19 protein-coding genes are annotated in these 16831 nt (G+C 72.8%); 6 read left to right on the forward strand and 13 right to left on the reverse strand.

Annotation, left to right across the window (positions count from 1 at the left end; all coding sequences use genetic code 11):
- Positions 1 to 4: 4 nt before the first annotated feature.
- Entirely contained in the window at positions 5 to 703 is a 699-nt protein-coding gene (locus tag DEJ51_RS07310) for a lysoplasmalogenase (protein WP_150256859.1), read from the reverse strand.
- Positions 700 to 1641, reverse strand: a complete 942-nt coding sequence (locus tag DEJ51_RS07315) for a sterol desaturase family protein (RefSeq protein ID WP_150256860.1) — start codon at positions 1639 to 1641, stop codon at positions 700 to 702. Before DEJ51_RS07315 ends, DEJ51_RS07310 begins: the two co-directional genes overlap by 4 nt.
- 115 nt (positions 1642 to 1756) lie before the next feature.
- Between DEJ51_RS07315 and DEJ51_RS07320 the strand changes: the two genes are divergently transcribed.
- Complete coding sequence (locus DEJ51_RS07320; protein ID WP_150256861.1) at positions 1757 to 4822, forward strand: NACHT domain-containing protein; 3066 nt, start codon at positions 1757 to 1759, stop codon at positions 4820 to 4822.
- Between the two features lie 21 nt (positions 4823 to 4843).
- Here DEJ51_RS07320 and DEJ51_RS07325 read toward each other — a convergent pair whose 3' ends face one another.
- Genes DEJ51_RS07325 through DEJ51_RS07340 form a run of 4 tightly spaced genes read right to left on the reverse strand, consistent with a single transcriptional unit; the run spans position 4844 to position 9076 of the window.
- A complete protein-coding gene (locus DEJ51_RS07325) occupies positions 4844 to 6067 on the reverse strand; it encodes an amidohydrolase family protein (protein ID WP_150256862.1) in 1224 nt (407 codons plus the stop codon).
- The gene (locus DEJ51_RS07330) at positions 6064 to 7380 is read right to left on the reverse strand and encodes an amidohydrolase family protein (protein ID WP_150256863.1); all 1317 of its coding nucleotides are present in this window, start codon (positions 7378 to 7380) and stop codon (positions 6064 to 6066) included. The genes DEJ51_RS07325 and DEJ51_RS07330 overlap by 4 nt, the downstream gene beginning before the upstream one ends.
- A gap of 12 nt (positions 7381 to 7392) precedes the next feature.
- Positions 7393 to 8277: an SDR family NAD(P)-dependent oxidoreductase gene (locus tag DEJ51_RS07335; protein ID WP_150256864.1), complete on the reverse strand. Its 885-nt coding sequence runs from the start codon at positions 8275 to 8277 to the stop codon at positions 7393 to 7395.
- 1 nt (position 8278) lies between these two features.
- On the reverse strand, positions 8279 to 9076 hold the full coding sequence (locus DEJ51_RS07340) for an acetoacetate decarboxylase family protein (RefSeq protein WP_150256865.1): 798 nt from the start codon (positions 9074 to 9076) through the stop codon (positions 8279 to 8281).
- 124 nt (positions 9077 to 9200) lie between these two features.
- On the opposite strand from DEJ51_RS07340, the gene DEJ51_RS07345 reads away from it, so the two are divergent.
- The 5 genes from DEJ51_RS07345 (at position 9201) to DEJ51_RS07365 (ending at position 13080) form a co-directional block, all read left to right on the forward strand.
- Positions 9201 to 9881 (forward strand): TetR/AcrR family transcriptional regulator, encoded by a 681-nt coding sequence (locus DEJ51_RS07345; protein WP_150256866.1) that lies wholly within the window; start codon positions 9201 to 9203, stop codon positions 9879 to 9881.
- Positions 9882 to 10087: 206 nt separating this feature from the next.
- Positions 10088 to 11068 carry a DEDDh family exonuclease gene (locus DEJ51_RS07350; protein WP_150256867.1) on the forward strand — a complete coding sequence of 327 codons (981 nt, stop codon included), beginning with the start codon at positions 10088 to 10090 and terminating at the stop codon, positions 11066 to 11068.
- A gap of 92 nt (positions 11069 to 11160) precedes the next feature.
- Entirely contained in the window at positions 11161 to 11394 is a 234-nt protein-coding gene (locus DEJ51_RS07355; RefSeq protein WP_030009585.1) for a hypothetical protein, read from the forward strand.
- A 129-nt stretch (positions 11395 to 11523) separates the two neighbouring features.
- On the forward strand, positions 11524 to 12315 hold the full coding sequence (locus DEJ51_RS07360) for an SURF1 family protein (RefSeq protein ID WP_150256868.1): 792 nt from the start codon (positions 11524 to 11526) through the stop codon (positions 12313 to 12315).
- Positions 12316 to 12324: 9 nt separating this feature from the next.
- On the forward strand, positions 12325 to 13080 hold the full coding sequence (locus tag DEJ51_RS07365) for an SDR family oxidoreductase (RefSeq protein ID WP_150256869.1): 756 nt from the start codon (positions 12325 to 12327) through the stop codon (positions 13078 to 13080).
- Positions 13081 to 13095: 15 nt separating this feature from the next.
- Here the strand turns inward: DEJ51_RS07365 and amaP are convergent, their stop codons facing one another.
- The 7 genes from amaP to DEJ51_RS07400 form a co-directional block, all read right to left on the reverse strand.
- Positions 13096 to 13653, reverse strand: a complete 558-nt coding sequence (gene amaP / locus DEJ51_RS07370) for an alkaline shock response membrane anchor protein AmaP (protein WP_150256870.1) — start codon at positions 13651 to 13653, stop codon at positions 13096 to 13098.
- Between the two features lie 4 nt (positions 13654 to 13657).
- Complete coding sequence (locus DEJ51_RS07375; RefSeq protein ID WP_150256871.1) at positions 13658 to 14278, reverse strand: DUF6286 domain-containing protein; 621 nt, start codon at positions 14276 to 14278, stop codon at positions 13658 to 13660.
- A complete protein-coding gene (locus DEJ51_RS07380; RefSeq protein WP_150256872.1) occupies positions 14275 to 14640 on the reverse strand; it encodes a hypothetical protein in 366 nt (121 codons plus the stop codon). The genes DEJ51_RS07375 and DEJ51_RS07380 overlap by 4 nt, the downstream gene beginning before the upstream one ends.
- Positions 14641 to 14647: 7 nt before the next feature.
- Positions 14648 to 14833, reverse strand: coding sequence for a hypothetical protein (locus DEJ51_RS07385; RefSeq protein WP_030762666.1), 186 nt, complete (start codon positions 14831 to 14833; stop codon positions 14648 to 14650).
- Positions 14834 to 14848: 15 nt separating this feature from the next.
- Entirely contained in the window at positions 14849 to 15280 is a 432-nt protein-coding gene (locus DEJ51_RS07390; RefSeq protein ID WP_150256873.1) for an Asp23/Gls24 family envelope stress response protein, read from the reverse strand.
- Between the two features lie 127 nt (positions 15281 to 15407).
- Positions 15408 to 16187 (reverse strand): enoyl-CoA hydratase/isomerase family protein, encoded by a 780-nt coding sequence (locus tag DEJ51_RS07395; protein WP_030762652.1) that lies wholly within the window; start codon positions 16185 to 16187, stop codon positions 15408 to 15410.
- 159 nt (positions 16188 to 16346) lie between these two features.
- The gene (locus tag DEJ51_RS07400; RefSeq protein ID WP_030010789.1) at positions 16347 to 16568 is read right to left on the reverse strand and encodes a helix-turn-helix domain-containing protein; all 222 of its coding nucleotides are present in this window, start codon (positions 16566 to 16568) and stop codon (positions 16347 to 16349) included.
- Between the last annotated feature and the right edge of the window lie 263 nt (positions 16569 to 16831).

A 16831-nucleotide genomic window follows, 5' to 3' on the forward strand; every position in this document is an offset into this window, starting at 1 on the left:
CGTCCTACCGTACGCCTGCTTCCCGTGAGGTCGCGCCAGTGGCCAGCAAGTACTGGGCGGCGAGGTACGTGGCCATGATCCAGAAGTCCGGGCGGGGCAGCTGGGGCCATTCGGCGACGCCCGTGGCGATGAGGGTGTCGGAGAGCAGGAACAGCGCGCCGCCGGCCCCGGCGCGCAGCCCGAGAGTGCTGGAGCGGAACGCCATCGCGGTGAGCAGCAGGCTGTAGCCGGCCACGGGGATCCGCAGGTCGGGCGGCAGGTCGGACCACAGCAGGGCGACGGTGCCAAGGAGGGCGAGCGCGTACGCGCCCCCGAGCGGTGCCTTCGCGGGCCGCTTGCCGAAGAGGACGAGGTAGCAGACGTGCCCGACGGCGAAGGAGCCCATGCCCACGAGGAAGGCGGGCTCGGCGTCGAAGAGCAGGGCCAGGTCCCCGCCCCAGCCGAACAGCAGGGCGGCGAGCAGCAGCCGGGGCGCGCCGCGGGTGGCCATGTGGGTCACGAGCAGCGGCATCAGCAGCGGTTTGGCGACGACGTGTCCGAGGTGCCAGCCGGCGAGCAGCGAGCCGAGGTCGACGGCGGCGGCCACGGCGAAGGCCACGAGGGCGATGCGGCCGAGGCGCGGCCGGCCCGCGGGCGTCCGGTCCGCGGCCCACGCGGGGGCGGGCCGGCCCGGGGACTCGGCGGTGCTGTCGGCGGTGCTCACGCGGAGGTCTCCTGTACGGAGGGCCGGGTCTGCGCGGCGGCAGCGGCGTCAGGAGCGGGGGCGGCGGGGACCGCGTCCGCGGCGGGGACCGTGTCCGCGGCAGCGGCAGCGGCCGGCTGCCAGCCCGGTCCGCGGAAGACGTGTCCGGCCCGCTGGCGCCAGCTCCCTGCGGCCCGTACGTCCCGGGCGATGGCGGCGTACTCGTGGGTGGCCACGCGCAGCGGGTTGTGGGTGGCGATGTTCTTGGTGAGCCCGTAGACGGGCTTGTCCGTCTCCCCCACCCAGGAACCGAACATCCGGTCCCAGACGATCAGGATGCCGCCGAAGTTCCGGTCCAGGTAGCCCCCTTGGGAGGCGTGGTGGACGCGGTGGTGGGAGGGCGTGTTGAAGACGTACTCGTAGGGGCGCGGCAGCTTCCCGATGCGCTCGGTGTGGACCCAGAACTGGTAGAGGAGGTTGAGTCCGTAGCAGAACGGGATCGCCGCCGGGTGCACGCCGAGGGCCACCATCGGCAGGTAGAACCACCAGGTGGTGGCGCTGGTCCAGGGCTGGCGCAGCGCGGTGGTGAGGTTGAACCGCTTGCTGCTGTGGTGGACGACGTGGCAGGCCCACAGAATGCGGATGACGTGGTGGAGGCGGTGCTGCCAGTAGTAGAGGAAGTCCTGGACGAGCAGCATCAGCAGGGCGGTCCACCACAGGAACGGCACGCGCAGCGGGGTCAGTTCGTAGACCGCGGTGAAGACGGCGACGACCGGGATCTTCCAGAGCAGGTCGAAGCCGATGCTGCCGAGCCCCATGGTGATGCTCGTGGCGGCGTCCTTGGTGTCGTACCCGGCGGCGTCCTCGTCCGGATGGAGCCGGTAGCTCACCACCTCGATGACGGTGAGCAGCACGAAGGCAGGTATGGACCACAGCACGACATCGGGCAGGTTCGGCATGTCCCGCACCATAGAGGCGCTCTCGGGGGTGCCGCTAGGGGTTGTTACCGATCGGTATCCATCGGGGTTACCGGCGGTTCACGAGATGATGTCCGAGCCAAGGGGAGGGCGGGGCATGACGGGCTGGGAGACGGTTGTCTTACGGGTGGCGGGAACGGCGGCGGGGGCACTGGTCAGGTCCCTCCTGGCCCGGGTTCCGGGAGCGGGCCTGACGGCCGATCCCGCCCGGCCGGCCCCGCGCTGGCGCAAGCCCCCGCCGGAACTCGGCGAAGGCGAGATGCGGCGCCTGACCGGAGCCCTGGCCGCCCGGCTCGGCCCGGAGGGCACGGCGCTGCCGGAGCACGAGCGCCTCGCGGCCCTGGACGCGGTCGGCGACGCCTTCGCGGAGCTCGGCCCCCTGGACGCGGAGGCCCTCTTCGCGACGGACCTCGACCCGACGGCCCTGGCGGCGGCCGTACCCCCGCCCCCGGCGGGCCTGTCCCCCTCGGCCGAGGCCCTGTACGGCCGGCTGGTCCGGCTGTGCTGCACGCACGCGGTGGAGTACCTGACCACCCTGCCGGGTTTCGGCGCCCGGGCGGGGGTGGAACTGGTCCGGCGGACGGGCGAGCTGGCCCGGGCGGTGGACCGGCTCGGCGCCGCCGGGGACGGCACGGCGTACGCCTTCGAGGAGCGGTACGCGCAGTACGTCGCGCACACCCACGGCCGCCTGCGGCTCTTCGGCCTCACCCTCAGCCGCTCCCGCCAGGAGTGGCCGCTGGACGTGGCGTACATCAGCCTGTCGGTCAGCGGTGACCAGGTGCCGCCGGGCGGGCCGGACCTCGGCCAGGCGTCCGTCCGGGCCGAGCAGGCCCTCGCCGCCGCCGACCGGGTCCTGCTGCGCGGCCCGGCGGGCTCGGGGAAATCGACCCTGATGCAGTGGCTCGCCCTCGACGCGGCCCGGCAGAGCGCCGGCCCGTGGAGCACGTGCGTACCGTTCGTGCTGCGCCTGCGCTCGTTCACGGCATCGGGGGACCTGCCCCTGCCGGAGGACTTCCTGCGCGCCGGCGCCGTCCCGCTCTCGGCCCCGCCCGGCTGGGTGGAGGACCTGATGCTGAGCGGCCGGGCCCTGGTCCTGGTGGACGGCGTCGACGAGGTCCCGCAGCGGCTGCGCACCCGTACGGAGAGCTGGCTGCGCTCGCTGGTCGCCGCCTACCCGAAGGCGCGGTACGTGGTGACCACCCGCCCGTCGGCGGTCCCGGAGGACTGGCTCGCGGGACTGGGCTTCGCGCCGCACTCGATGCTGCCGATGGAGCAGAAGGACATCCGGTCCTTCGTCGCGCACTGGCACGCGGCGGCCCGTGCGGAGGGGCAGGAGGTGGACGCGTACGAGGCCTCGCTGCTGGAGGCCGTCTCCTCCCGGCGGGACCTGGCCCGGCTGGCGACGAACCCGCTGATGTGCGCGCTGCTGTGCGCCCTGAACCAGGACCGGCGGATGCAGCTCCCGCGGGCCCGCAAGGAGCTGTACGACGCGGCGCTGGACATGCTGCTGGTACGGCGGGACACGGAACGGGAGATCTCCGGGGTGGAGGGCGTCTACCTCACCCGGGAGGAGCAGGTCGCGCTGCTCCAGCGGCTCGCGTACTGGCTGATCCGCAACGGGCAGCTGGAGGCGGGCCGGGACGAGGCCGTCGAGATGGTGGGCGAGTGGCTCGACGCCATGCCGCAGGTGCGGGCGCAGGGCGGGGCCGAGCAGGTCTTCTCCCACCTGCTGATCCGCAGCGGCCTGCTCCTGGAGCCGTTCCCGGGCTCGGTGACCTTCGTCCACCGGACCTTCCAGGACTACCTGGGCGCCAAGGCTGCCGTGGAGTCACGGGACTTCGGGGTGCTGGTGAAGAACGCCCACGACGATTCCTGGGACGACGTGGTCCGCATGGCGGTGGGCCACGCCCGCCCGGACGAACGCGCCCGCCTGCTGAAGGGTCTGCTGAAGCGGGCGGACAAGGTCAAGGGAGCCCGCGACCGGCTGGTCCTGCTCGCGGCGGCCTGCCTGGAGCACGCCCCGGAGCTGGACCCGGGGGTCCGCGCCGAGATCCAGTCGCGCACCGGCGACCTGCTGCCGCCGCAGCGGATCTCCCAGGCCGAGGAGTTGGCCCGGGCCGGTGAGCTGGTCCTGGACCTGCTGCCCGGCCCGGCCGGTCTCACCGAAACGGAGGCCGCGGCCATCGTCCGGACCGCCGCCCTGGTGGGCGGCCCGCAGGCACTCGGCCGCATCGCCCGGTTCCGGACGGACGCCCGGCCTCAGGTGGTGGTCGAACTGGCCGACAACTGGCGGAGGTTCCGCACGGCCGACTACGTCGAGTCCGTGCTGGCGCACGTCGATCTGGGCGCCACCTACGTGAGCGTCTACACCTCCGAGGAACTGGCCCACCTGCCGCTGCTGGCCCACGCCCGGCACGTCAGCCTCAGGGACGGGCACTGGCTGCCCGACGCCGTGGTCAGCCGGCCGGACCTGGAAGGGCTGACCATCCACCGGGACGACCGGCTCACGGACCTCTCACCGCTCGCGGCCCTCCACGACCTCCGGTACCTGGGGCTCTACGAATGTCCCCGGATCGAGGACCTCGGCCCGCTGTCCGGGCTGCCCCTGCGCTCACTGGGCCTCTCGCGGATCGCGGCCCGGGCATCCCTGGCGCCGCTGGCCACGCTCCCCTCGCTCACCAACTTCACGCTGGATTCCAAGGCCGGGATCGCCGAACTCTCCGACCTGCCCCTGCCCGGCACGCTGCGGTCGCTCGCCCTGTTCAAGGGAGCCGTCTGGGTCGGGCTCAAGGGGCTCGAACGGTGGCCGGCGCTCGACATGCTGACCATCTCCGGCGAACGGCAGGCCCTTCAGCTGGCGGCCCAGCCGTCGGTGCCGGCCTTGCGGCTGCTCCAGCTGAACGGGATGACGGTCGTGCCCTCGATGCTGGTCCGGCACCAGGAACTGACCGGCCTCACCCTGCTGACGTGCACGCTGGGCTCGGGGCTGGAGCCCCTTCTCGCACTGCCGCACCTGAACCGGCTCGTGGTGAGCTTCTGCGGCGGGCCCGTCGACCTGTCCCCACTGGCGCCGAGGGACGACCTCGTCGTCGAGGTGTACGGCCCCAACAACCTGCTCGGCACCGAACTGTTCCCGCCGGAGCGGCTCCGCTACATGAGCTGAGCCGCCCGGCGGGCGCCGGAGCTACCAGACGCGGACCGAGCCGCCCCGGGCGAAGGCCGGGCTCGTGGCCGTCGGCGGGACCTGCGTCAGGGGCTCCGCGACCTCCGAGACCAGCGGGCCGTGTTTGGCCGCGACCGCGTCCAGCAGGGCGAGGTCGAAGCCGTACACGCGGGCCGCGTTGCCGCCGACCATCGCGGCGACCTCCTCGCGCGGGAGGCCCGCGTAGGCGATGCGGAGGCCTTCGCGGGAGAAGGGGGTGGTGCCCTCGTCGTGGGGGTAGTCGCTGCCCCACATGATCTTGTCGAGGCCGATCCGCTCCCGCAGCGGGACCTCGTGGGGGCGCATGAAGCTCGCCCCCACGAAGCAGTTGTCACGCCAGACCTCGCTCGGGCCCCGGCCCATCGAATCCGCGAGGCCCGCCCCGAACTTGGACTCGGCCGTGGCCGACGCCGCGACCAGGCGGCCGTGGTAGTAGTCCAGCATCTCCAGCACCCCGGGGATCCATCCGGAGCCCTGCTCCGTCAGGACCAGCTTGAGCCCCGGGTGGCGGTGGAAGGCCCCGCCGAAGACGAGGTGCCACAGGGCCCGGTGCGAGAACCAGGTCGTCTCCACCATGAAGACGGCCCGGGCCGCAGGTTCGTCGCCGAGCGGCGGTGAGGCCGAGCCGCCGTGGTGGTTGACCGGGACGTCCAGTTCGTCGCACACCGCCCAGACGGGGTCGTAGGCGGCCGAGTACAGCTCGGGCACCGCGGAGCCGGGCGGGACGCCCGGCAGCAGGATGCCGCCCGTCAGGCCGGCCGCCCGCGCCCGGCGGATCTCGCCCACCGCCGCGTCCACGTCGTTCAGCAGGATCTGCGCCACCCCCGCCCGCCGGCCCGGCGCGTCCGCGCAGAAGTCCGCCAGCCAGCGGTTGTGGGCCTGCAGACCCGCCCAGCGCATCTCGTACTCGGCGGCCGTCGGGGGCTGGGCCATCAGGGAGGCCTTGGGGAAGAACGGCGGAATGGTGTTCGGGAAGACGACCTCCGCGACGATGCCGTCCGCTTCGAGTTCGGCGAGGCGGCGCGCCGAGTTCCAGTTGCGGTCGGCGGTGTCCGCGAGGAGGTCCTCGTACGGGTTCACGTACGTGGCGGCCCAGGCGTCGAAGTCGTCGTGGTACCGCTTCTCCAGGTACGGCCTGTAGTCCAGCAGGTCGGCGCCCGCGTGGCAGTCCGCCGAGATCACCGTGTAGCGGTCGTCGCCGGTCACCGCGACACCCCCAGTACCGGGAAGTCGTGGTCGGTCAGCCAGTGCCGGCCCACCTCGCGCGAGCGCGCCCAGGAGGCCTCCACCGCCGCCTGGTCCGGGGACTGGCCCAGTTCCGCGGGGGTGGGCCCGATCCGCCGGGCGATCGGGGCGAGCTTCGCGGTGTCGAAGCCGAAGACCTCGGCCGCCGCGAGTCCGAGCATGCGGCGGGTCTCCGCGACCGGGATGTCGTGGAAGGTGTTCTTCAGCCAGGCCCGGGTGTTCGGCCAGGTGCCCTCCGGGTGCGGGAAGTCCGAACCCCACAGGATGTTGTCCACGCCGATCTCGTACCGCTGCGCCAGCTCGCGGCGCTTGGTGTTGGTCGCGCAGATGAACACCTGGCGGTCCAGGTACTCGCTCGGCGGCCGCTTCAGCTCCTCGAACGGCGAGAGCTTCTTGCCGCCGTGCGCGCCGAGGTAGAGCCGGTCCATGAACCACAGCTGGTTGGGCAGCCACCAGCAGCCCGCCTCGGCGACGCCGAACTTCAGGCCGGGGTGGCGTTCGAAGACCCCCGACCAGAGCAGGAACCACAGCGGGCGGGCCGGCCACCAGGTGACCTCGGAGACGAAGATGCCCAGGTGGTCGCCGTACTCGTGGCGCGGCGAGGAGCCGGAGTGGGTGACGATCGGCATCCGCGTCTCGGCGGCCGCCGCCCAGACGGGGTCGTAGCGGCGGTCGTGGTAGGGCGCCTTGTCCACCCACATCGCGGGGATCATCAGCGCGCCCAGCCCGGACTCCTTGGCCCGGTGGATCTCCGCCACGACCTTCGACGGCTCGCCCGTGATGGGCAGCAGGGCGACCCCGCAGTGCCGCTCCGGGTTCTGCCCGACGAACTCGGCGAGCCAGCGGTTGTGCGCCTGGGCTCCCGCCATGCCGAGTTCGGGGTCCTGGTCGCCGGAGAGGCCGAGGCCGACGCCGAAGGGGGCGGCGGTCTGGCTGTCGACGGCGTCCGCGTCGGGGAAGACGACCTCGGCGGCCACGCCGTCGCCGTCGAGCTCCTTCAGCCGCTGTCCGGTGTCCCAGCCGCCCTTGAGGCCTTCCTCGTGGTCGTGGAACCACTTCTCGGCGAAGGCCTCGTTGCGGACGCCGAGGCGGGTGGCCTCCGCGCGGCGGGCGTCGCGTTCGCCGAGGAACTCGTCGAACTGGGGGTGGAAGCGGGAATCCAGGTAGGGCCGGTACTGCTCGGTGGGCAGGCCGGCATGGCAGTCGGAGGAGATGATCAGGTACGGGTCTTCGTACGGCGTGTCATTCGTGCCGTCGCTCGTGCTGTCGCTCATGGCGGACGCTCCTCAGTCGAGGATGAAGCTCTCCAGATAGGCGGGATTGGCGCGGTCGAGCATCGACTGCGACCGGGCGCGGATCTGCCGGTCGCTGTGCTCGCTCGGCGGCAGCATCCAGAAGCGGTCGGCGCGGATGCCGTCGACGACGTGCTCCGCGACCTCCTCGACCGGGGTGAAGTGCACCTCGTGGCCGGCTTTCCGCATCGCCGCCTCGTACTGGTCGAGACTGCGGTACGGGGCCTTGCGCGGCCGCTCCTTCGCGTACCGCTCGGGCCGGTTGCGGTGCGACTCCCACAGCCCGGTGCGCAGCATGTGCGGTCCGGGGAAGAGGACGGAGGCCCCGACGGCGGCGCCCTCCGCCTTGAGGTGGGCGTAGAGCGACTCGGTCATGGTGACCACGGCCGCCTTGGTGACGGCGTACACGGACGCGGTGGGCAGGGGGGCGATGCCGCCGTCGCCGGAGGAGGTGTTGACGACGTGGCCGGGGGCGCCGCCGGCGATCATGCGGGGGACGAAGGCCTGGATGCCGTGGAAGACGCCCCACACGTTGACGGAGAAGGCCCACTTCCAGTCGTTGGGCTCGTGCTCCCACATCCGGCCCTCGGCGCCGGAGCCGACGCCCGCGTTGTTGCACAGGACGTGGACGGCGCCGAAGGCCTCGTAGGCGGCGTCGGCCAGGGCGGTCACGGAGTCGCGGTCGCTGACGTCGACCACTCTGGCGAGCACCTGGGCTCCGTCCGCGGCGAGTTCGTCGGCGGCCTTGCGCAGGGCGGCCTCCTCGACGTCGGCGAGGACCACCTTCAGCCCTTCGGCGGCGAAGCGGCGGGCCATGGCGAGGCCGATGCCGCTCGCCGCGCCGGTGACGACGGCCGTCTGTCCCGGTTCGAGCCGCATCTCACAGGCTCCCTTCCGGGGGGCCGTCGAGGATCTGCATCGGGTCGTCGTAGCGCTGGTGGACGTACGGGAGCAGGGCCTGGGCGCTGACCCGCTCGACGACCCGGCCCTTCTGGTCGGTGGTCTTCTCGCCGATGGTGATCTCCACGATCCGGCGGACGGGCAGGTCGGCGACCGGGTCGTACATCGACTCGCGCAGGACGACGTCCCCGGTGACGTGCTCCAGCCTGCGGACCTTCTCGTTGCGCGTGCAGTGCACGAGCACCGGGTCCACGTCGAAGCCGGAACCGTCGACGGCGGGCAGGAACTTGAAGTAGAAGTCGGTCTTCCGGGTGGGCTCGGGCAGCGGCAGCACGCGGTCCACCGCCCCGCGCACCTCGACGAAGGCGATCCCGTGCCGGGCGAGGGCGGCCCGTACGACGAGGCCGTCGCGCTCCACGGTGACCTCGCCCAGCTTCTTCGGCTCGCCGAAGACCTCGCGGCCGCCGGTCAGGGCGCGCTCCAGGGTCATCGGCATGACCAGGGGGTACCAGCCTTCGGTCCCGTCGTGCCGGGCGGCGACGGCCACGGATCCGGCGCCGAGCGGGTAGCCGGGCAGGTCGACCTTGCTGATGTTGGCCCGTACCAGGGGCCGGTCGGCCGGTTTGAGCGGCGGCGGAAGGACCGCGGCGATCACATCGGGGTCGGTCTCCCAGACGGCCACGACGCCGGTCGACCAGATGTCCGGGAGCCTGGAACTCTTCTCGCGCGCCGCCGCGATCTCGGCTTCGGTCCGCGCTCCGTACCGTACGCGTGCCATGTCTCACACCATCCCTCGGCTCGGGGGGAGTCGGTTCTGTAACACAGTTACACCGCTACCGATGAAGGGTAAAGACCCGCGCACGGAACAGAATTGACGATTCGACAGACAGGTGGTGGACGCCGTGGCCAGAACCACGCTGACCCGCGACACGGTGCTGGACGCCGCCGCGTCCCTGGTCATGCGGCACGGTCCGGCCGCGCTCACCATGCGGGGACTCGCCGCCGAGCTGGGCACGGCCGTGACGTCGATCTACTGGCACGTCGGCAACCGCGAGTCGCTGCTGGACGCCCTCGTCGAGCGGACGGTGGAGGAGATGGGCGCGATCCGGCCCACCGGCCGCACCCCCGCGGACCGGATCCTGGCGGTGGCCCGGATGCTGCGCCGTGAACTGCGGACACGTCCGCACCTGATCGCGATGGTCCACGAACGCGGCCTCACCGAGCGGATGTTCCTGCCCGCCCAGCAGGCACTCGTCCACGAGGTGCACGCCGCGGGGCTGCGTGGCGCCCGGGCGGCGGACGCGGTCCGCGCCGTCCAGTTCCAGGTCGTCGGATACCTGCTCGTCGAACGCAACCGCGAGCGCGCCCCCGCCCAGTCCCCGGCCGAGAGCGAGCTCTGGGACCCCGCCGCGGCCCCCCACGACCCGGCCCTGGCCCGAGCGCTGGCCCGCCCGGCGGACCCGGACCGGCTGTTCCTGCTGTCCGTACGGGCCCTGGTGCACGCCCTGCTCCCGCCGGACGCGGCGGACGCCACCGGCCCGCCCGAAGCGCCCGATCCGGCCGGCGCGACCCCGCCGCGGTGAACCGCTCGGCGCGCTCCCGCGCCCGGGCGACCCCGTCGACGGCCGAGAGCCTGACGCGGCCCTGGAAGCCGAACGACTCGACCGGGGCCACGCCCTGACCGCTCCGGCCTCGAACAGCTGGCGGCGGGCGACCTGGTCGCCGCCCTGGAGTGACGGCCGGGAAGCACCGGTGCGGCCACGGGTGTCAGTCGGGGCCGATATCCTCTGTGACCATGCTCGACGACCGTACGACCGCAGAGACGACGTGGCCGACCGCGTACCCACAGGGGTACGCGGTCGTCGACGTGGAGACCACCGGGCTCGCTCGCGACGACCGGATAGTCTCCGCAGCCGTCTACCGGCTCGACGCCCAGGGCAACGTGGAGGACCACTGGTACACGCTGGTCAACCCGCGGCGGGACCCGGGACCGGTGTGGATCCACGGGCTGACGAGCGCCATGCTCGCCGACGCCCCGCTCTTCGAGGACATCGCCGAGGAGTTCGCCGGACGGCTCGCGGACCGGGTACTGGTCGCGCACAACGCCATCTTCGACTGGCAGATGATCGCCCGGGAGTACGCGCGGGCCGCCGCGACGGCACCGGTCCGTCAGCGGCTGTGCACCATCGCCCTGTCGAAGGAACTGAACCTGCCGCTGCCCAACCACAAGCTGGAGTCGCTCGCCGCGCACTTCGGCGTGGTCCAGCAGCGCGCCCACCACGCGCTCGACGACGCCCGGGTGCTCGCGGAGGCGTTCCGCCCCTCGCTGCACGCGGCCGCGGAGGGCGGCGTGCGGCTGCCCCTGCTGGAGTGCCGGCCGCTGACGGAGTGGTCGGACTCCGCCGTCACCCCGCGGGTCGGCTACCAGGCTTCCTACCGGGGCGGCAGCAGCTGGCGGCCCTCGCGCAAGCGGCCGCCGTGCCCGCACCCGAACCCGGGGCGCTTCGAGGACGGCAAGCCGCTGAAACAGGGCATGCGGATCGCCTTCTCCGGTGACACCTCGGTGGAGCGTGAGCTGCTGGAGGACCGGGCGGTCGAGGCGGGCCTGCACATCGCGACGAGTGTGTCGCGGCTCACCAGCCTCCTGGTGACCAACGACCCCGATTCGGCGACCTCCAAGACGGTCAAGGCGAAGAGCTTCGGCACGCCGGTCGTCGACGAGGCGGCCTTCACCCAGCTGCTGCGGGACGTGGCCCCGGCCGAGTCCTGAACGGGAGGGCCGTTGCGCCGGCCGGGTGCAGGCGCGGCGACTCACCCCGCCGGATCTTGTTCCGCTCCGTCCCCGTGCGCAGCATTCGGCGCATGGCACGTTGTGAGGTCTGCGGAAACGATTACGGCATGTCCTTCGAAGTCCATGCCCAAGGAGCGGTTCACGTCTTCGACTGCTTCTCCTGCGCGATCCACCGCATGGCGCCCGTCTGCGAGCACTGCCGGGTCTCGATCATCGGCCAGGGCGTCGAGGTCGCGGGCCAGTGGTTCTGCGGGGCGCACTGCGCCCGGGCGGAGGGGAAGGTGGGCATCGTCGACCGCGTCTGACTGCGCCGCGTCGCGGCCCCGTCCCGGCGCCCGGCCCGGATCCCCTCCCCACACCCCGTTCCGTACGCCATGACCCCGGACGGCCACCCGGCCGCCGGGGTCCTTCGCACTGCGGGTACCGTCGTGGGCGTGTACCGCTTTGTGCTGACCCGGCAGTGGGTGTTCCTCACCCTGATGGCCCTCGCCCTCATCCCCGCGATGATCGAGCTGGGGTTCTGGCAGTACCACCGCCATGAGCACCGGGTCGCGCAGAACCAGCTGATCGAGGCGAACCTGCGGGCGAAGCCGGTACCCGTGACCGAGATCACCTCGCCCGGACACCAGGTCCCCCGAGCGGACTTCTGGCGCACGGTCACGGCGACCGGTACGTACGACGCCGCGCACGAGGTCGTCGTCCGGATGCGCACCGACAACGACGACAAGGTCGGCTTCCACGTCCTGACCCCGCTGGTCCTCTCCGACGGCCGGGTGGTCCTGGTCAACCGGGGCTGGGTACCGGGCGGCGACGACCCGCGCGCCTACCCGCCGGTGCCGGCCGCGCCCACGGGCGAGGTCACGGTCATCGGCCGGCTGAAGGCCGACGAGACCAGCGGCGGCAGCGGCATCAAGGACCGCAAGGGCCTGCCGGACCGCCAGGTGATGCTCATCAACAGCGCCCGGCAGGCGGAGTACCTGGGCCGGACCGTCCTCGGCGGCTACCTGGAGCTCACCGCTCCGGCCCCGGCGGACAGCACCCCGGAGACCGTCGCCGACCCCGACCACGACTCGATCGGCCCCCACATGGCGTACGCCGTCCAGTGGTGGCTGTTCGCCGGCGCGGTTCCGGTGGGCTGGGTGGTCCTCGTACGCCGGGAGAAGCGCGAGCGCGAGGAAGAGGCGGCCCGGGCCGAAGCCTCCCGGCAGGAACCGGCGACGGCGTAGCGTGTCGGCATGGATCTTGGACTGAAAGACCGTGTCTACATCGTCACCGGGGCCACCCGCGGCCTCGGCCTCGCCTCCGCCCGGGAACTGGTCGCCGACGGCGCGAAGGTGCTCCTGACGGGCCGGGACGAGAAGCGGGCGGCCGACGCCGCCGCCGAGCTCGGCCCGGACGCGGCCGGTGTGGCGGCCGACAACTCCGATCCGGACGCGGCCGCACGGCTCGTCGCCACCGCGCGGGAGCGCTTCGGCCGCCTCGACGGCATCCTCATCAGCGTGGGCGGCCCGGCACCGGGCTTCGCGGCGGACAACACCGACGCGCAGTGGTCGGCGGCCTTCGAGTCGGTCTTCCTGGGCGCGGTCCGGCTCGCCCGGGCGGCGGCCGCCGAGCTGGGCGAGGGCGGGGTCATCGGCTTCGTGCTGTCGGGCTCGGTCCACGAGCCGATCCCCGGCCTGACCATCTCCAACGGTCTGCGTCCGGGCCTCGCGGGCTTCGCGAAGTCCCTCTCGCTGGAACTCGGCCCGCGCGGGATCCGGGTGGTCGGCCTGCTTCCGGCCCGCATCGACACCGACCGGGTGCGTGAGCTCGACGCGCTGTCCGGTGACGCGCAGGCCGCGCGGGCGGGGAACGAGTCCCGCATCCCGCTGCGCCGGTACGGAGCCCCGGAGGAGTTCGGCCGCACGGCGGCCTTCCTGCTCTCCCCGGCTGCCTCGTACCTGACGGGGGTCATGCTCCCGGTCGACGGCGGCTCCCGGCACGGTTTCTGACCCGCAGGAAGCGGCCTACGTCACGCGCTGGGCCCGGTGGGACGTCACCTTGAGGCGGGCCTCCGCGGGCAGTTCCGGGAGGCCCGCCGAGGTCCGGGCGTGGGTCAGCACCGGGCCGGCCACGGCGGCCAGGGCGTCGGCCGGGACCGCGTGGGGTTCCAGCTCCAGCGCGACCCGCAGCGCCGGCGACCCGCGCCGCCCGCGCAGCGCGACCCGGCAGCCGGCGACCCCGTCCACGGCACCGGCCTCCGCGGCCACCGCCTCCTCCAGAGCCCGTCCGCGCAGCGTGGCGAACGCCCCGTCACCGGTGTCGACCACCACCGCCTGCAGTCGCTTGCGCCCGAACTGGGACAGCAGCCACCACAGCGCCAGCAGCACGACCACCGCGAGGCCGGCGAGCACCGCCCACCACCACCAGCCCTCGGCGTGCCAGTACCGGTTCCTGGTCTCCTCGCTCAGCAGCGGCGCGTGCCGGCCGTGCAGCGGCCACCCACCCGTCAGCACCACGATCCCGGCCGCCGTCAGGACCGCTCCGGCCAGCGCCAGCAGGATCCGGTTCACCGTTGCGAGCATCGCGTCATCTCCTGACCCGTACGCGCGGCTGCGGCGGGTGCGCTAGGCCCAGTTCCTCGATGCCGACGGTGAGCACCGCGTCGAGGTCCGCCCGTACGTCGTCCAGCTCGCGGAAGTGCGAGGTGGCCCGCACCCCGACGCGGGACCGGCCCACCTTGACCCGGACGGACCGCACTCCGGACACCTCCATGGCCCGGTCCCGCAGGATCTGCGCGGCGTCCTTGCGGCCGAGCCCGGCCCGGACGCCCGGCCGCCGGTCCGGGGTCCGCATGGGCAGGATCCGGCGCAGCCCGGGGGCCAGTGCCAGCAGCAGGAGTACCGCCCCGGCCAGGACCAGGGCCCCGGCGATCAGCCGCACTCCGAGGTCCGCGGGGGTGTGCGTCGCCAGCCGGTCGGCGAGGTCGCCGCGCCAGCTCATGGCGGGGCGGCCGGCCCGTACGGCGGCCAGGTCGTACAGGAACAGGCCCGCGACCCCGAGCACGACCAGGGCGGTGAGTGCGGCGGGCACCCGCCGGGCCGAGCGGAACCGGTGGACCCGTCCCGGGCGGCGGCCGGGACCGGGCTCGGAGCCGGACTCGAAGCCGGACTCGAAGCCGGATTCGGGGCCGGGTCCGGGGGCCGTCACCGCAGCCGCCGGTCGCGCCCGGTGGCGGTCCGGGTGTGGGTGGAGTGCAGGTGCTCGATGTCGACGTCCACCTCGGGCACGGACATCGACGCGCACTCCTCGATCCGCAGCGCGACCTGCCTGCGTACGGCCGCGCACTGGGCGGCCAGGTCGGAGGGGTAGTCCAGCTCCAGGCTGATCCGGACCCGGGCGATGTCGTGGTGCACGGTGACGGTGGCGTGCGGGGGCGTGCCCGGTGCCGTGGCGAGGGCCTCCCGTGCGGCCTGGGCGGCGATCTTCGCGACGACCCGGTCGGCGATACGGGTGGCGCCGCGCTCGGCGGCGGCCACCCGGGGCGGGGCGGAGCGCGGCGTACTGCTCATCGGCGCCTCACCCGCGCCGGTCGTCGCGGCGGCGGAACAGGTCACCCGGTTCCAGGTCCCCGTCGAGGAACCGTCCGGCGACGAATCCGATGGCGCCGAGGGCGGCCACCAGCAGGAAGGCCCCGAACCCGCCGAAGTAGCCGGCGAACGCGAGGGCCATGCCGGCGAACATTCCGGCGATCGCCATGCTCATGCGGGGTCCTCTCGGCTACTGGAGACGGGATTCCGGCTCCTCGTCGGGCTCATCGGGCAGCTTGACGTCGCTCACCGCGATGTTGACCTCGACGACCTCCAGGCCCGTCATCCGCTCGACCGCCGCGATGACGTTCTCCCTGACGGCACGCGCCACGTCCCGGATCGACACGCCGTAGTCCACGACGATCTCCAGGTCGAGGGCGGTCTGGACCTCGCCGACCTCTGCCTTGACCCCGCGGCTGACCTGGGCTTTCTGGCCGCCGGGCACCCGGTCGCGGACGGCGCCGAAGGTACGGGAGAGGCCGCTGCCGCTGCCCATGGCGTGCACGCCGACCACCTCGCGGGCGGCCAGTCCGGCGATCTTCTCGACCACCCCGTCGGCGATGCTCGTGCGTCCCCGGTCGCCGGGCTCCTTGCCGGTGACCCCTGATGCGGATTCGGTCATCGCGTGTCCCTTCGCGTGCGTGGCGGACTCACTCCGCACCACGTTAGGCGCCGCGGCGCGCGGGCGCCCCGGGACTACGCCGGTCGGCTGGCCGACTTTCCCGGGGCTCCGGCGCTGGGTCGGCCCCTCAGTCGGAGAGACCGGCCAGGTCCCGCAGGCGGCGGGCCTGGGCCGCACGCTCGGCGGCGCGCTGGTCGTCGTAGGGGCGGGCCTGGGCGGACCGCAGCAGCGTCTTCGTCTCGATCACGGCGTCCCGAGGCGGTGCCAGCAGGGCCGTGGTGAGGTCCTGCACGGCGGCGTCGAGCTCGTCCGCGGGGACGACGAGGTTGGCGAGGCCGACCCGCTCCGCTTCCTCGGCGTGCACGAAGCGGCCCGTCGCGCAGATTTCGAGCGCGCGGGCGTAGCCGACCAGGGAGGTCAGGGGCTGGGTACCGGCCAGGTCGGGGACCAGGCCCAGGCTGGTCTCGCGCATGGCGAACTGCACGTCGTCCGCGACCACGCGCAGATCGCACGCGAGCGCGAGCTGGAAGCCGGCGCCGATCGCGTGCCCCTGCACGGCGGCGACGGAGATGATGTCGTTACGCCTCCACCAGGTGAATGCCTCCTGGTACTCGGCGATCGTGGAGTCGAGCAGTTCGTCCGAACCGCGTGCCAGATCGAGGAAGGACGGCTCGCCCTCGAAACCTTCGGGGGTGAACGCCTGCCGGTCGAGCCCTGCGGAGAAGGACATGCCTTCACCGCGCAGCACGACGATCCGGACGGTGCCCGGCAACAACCTCCCGGCCTCGGCCAAAGCCCGCCAGAGCGCGGGGGATTGGGCATTTCGCTTGGCCGGATTGGTCAGTGTCACCGTGGCGACCGTGTCGTCGACGGTGAGTCGTACGCCGTCCTTGTCGAGCAGAGCCATCTTTCATGCCTCCGGTGTGCAGTCGGCCGCAAGCTCGGCCTAAGTGACTGCACAGTAACCACCCGGTCGACCGAAAGGCCGACCGGGGGTCACCGAAGGAATCGTCGGATCATGGTGAACCTTGAAGCCGTTGGAGCGTTGGAACCGATGGGACCGGGGTCAGGCCGTGGCGGCCTTCTTGCCCCGGGTCGCGCCTCCGCGACCACGCAGCGACACCCCGGACTCACTGAGCATCCGATGGACGAATCCGTAGGACCGGCCGGTCTCTTCGGCCAGCGCCCGGATACTCGCACCGGAGTCGTACTTCTTCTTCAGGTCTGCCGCGAGCTTGTCGCGCGCGGCGCCGGTTACCCGGCTGCCCTTCTTCAGAGTCTCGGCCACCCGTGCCTCCTCATGGGAAGTGCGCTCTGGACTTCTCATGATCACCCCTCCCACGCTTCCTGGCCACCCATTCAGCAAGGTCGGTACGACGGCATTTCTCAAGCGGTGGACACCCGAGCAGAACGGAATCTCCCCTTCCGCTGCATGACTTCCGTCACACTCCGCTGCCCTCGCCGGGAATCTCCAGGTCAGGGGCGCGGAACCGGAAAACGAACGGCCCCGTTCGCGCACCTTCGCGGGTGCGGCCGGGGCCGTCGTACGAC

The organism is Streptomyces venezuelae, from assembly GCF_008642275.1.
GTDB classification, from domain to species: domain Bacteria; phylum Actinomycetota; class Actinomycetes; order Streptomycetales; family Streptomycetaceae; genus Streptomyces; species Streptomyces venezuelae_E.

Bases quoted from the DNA above. Each gene is read 5' to 3' on its own strand.
- DEJ51_RS07315 (WP_150256860.1), bottom strand. From the start codon at position 1,641: ATGCCGAACCTGCCCGATGTCGTGCTGTGGTCCATACCTGCCTTCGTG.
- DEJ51_RS07320 (WP_150256861.1), top strand. From the start codon at position 1,757: ATGACGGGCTGGGAGACGGTTGTCTTACGGGTGGCGGGAACGGCGGCG.
- DEJ51_RS07330 (WP_150256863.1), bottom strand. From the start codon at position 7,380: ATGAGCGACAGCACGAGCGACGGCACGAATGACACGCCGTACGAAGAC.
- DEJ51_RS07335 (WP_150256864.1), bottom strand. From the start codon at position 8,277: ATGCGGCTCGAACCGGGACAGACGGCCGTCGTCACCGGCGCGGCGAGC.
- DEJ51_RS07340 (WP_150256865.1), bottom strand. From the start codon at position 9,076: ATGGCACGCGTACGGTACGGAGCGCGGACCGAAGCCGAGATCGCGGCG.
- DEJ51_RS07355 (WP_030009585.1), top strand. From the start codon at position 11,161: ATGGCACGTTGTGAGGTCTGCGGAAACGATTACGGCATGTCCTTCGAA.
- DEJ51_RS07365 (WP_150256869.1), top strand. From the start codon at position 12,325: ATGGATCTTGGACTGAAAGACCGTGTCTACATCGTCACCGGGGCCACC.
- amaP (WP_150256870.1), bottom strand. From the start codon at position 13,653: ATGCTCGCAACGGTGAACCGGATCCTGCTGGCGCTGGCCGGAGCGGTC.
- DEJ51_RS07380 (WP_150256872.1), bottom strand. From the start codon at position 14,640: ATGAGCAGTACGCCGCGCTCCGCCCCGCCCCGGGTGGCCGCCGCCGAG.
- DEJ51_RS07385 (WP_030762666.1), bottom strand. From the start codon at position 14,833: ATGAGCATGGCGATCGCCGGAATGTTCGCCGGCATGGCCCTCGCGTTC.
- DEJ51_RS07390 (WP_150256873.1), bottom strand. From the start codon at position 15,280: ATGACCGAATCCGCATCAGGGGTCACCGGCAAGGAGCCCGGCGACCGG.
- DEJ51_RS07395 (WP_030762652.1), bottom strand. From the start codon at position 16,187: ATGGCTCTGCTCGACAAGGACGGCGTACGACTCACCGTCGACGACACG.